Genomic DNA, 292 nt, shown 5'->3' with positions numbered 1-292 from the left:
AAGGAGATCGCCGAACGCGAAAACCGCAGCGGCCGCGACGAGCAAATCCGCCGCCGTTTGCAATTGCGGCGCGACCGCCGCCAGATGCCCGCCGCCTGGCGCGACGCCTCAGCCAACCAGCAGCTGGTGGATAAATGGCGCGATGCCACCAACATCGACCGCCGCCTGGCCGAAATCGACACCAAGTTCGCCGACGAAAGCTGGGAAACCGACGACAGCGTCGTTGCCCTGCGCGACAAGATCGCCGCCAACTACCAGCAGATGGAGGCCGACCTTGCTGCCCGCCGCCGCG

Annotated in this window: 1 protein-coding gene; it reads left to right on the top strand. The window is 66.8% G+C overall.

Annotation, left to right across the window (positions count from 1 at the left end; genetic code table 11):
- On the top strand, positions 1 to 292 hold a 292-nt coding region (locus tag MD536_RS22335), incomplete at both ends, for a hypothetical protein (protein ID WP_239603759.1).

The sequence above is a fragment of the Flavihumibacter cheonanensis genome, from assembly GCF_022352215.1.
Taxonomy (GTDB): domain Bacteria; phylum Bacteroidota; class Bacteroidia; order Chitinophagales; family Chitinophagaceae; genus Flavihumibacter; species Flavihumibacter cheonanensis.
Note: the sequence above shows the minus strand (reverse complement) of the source record. Positions and strands in the feature narration are given on the sequence as shown.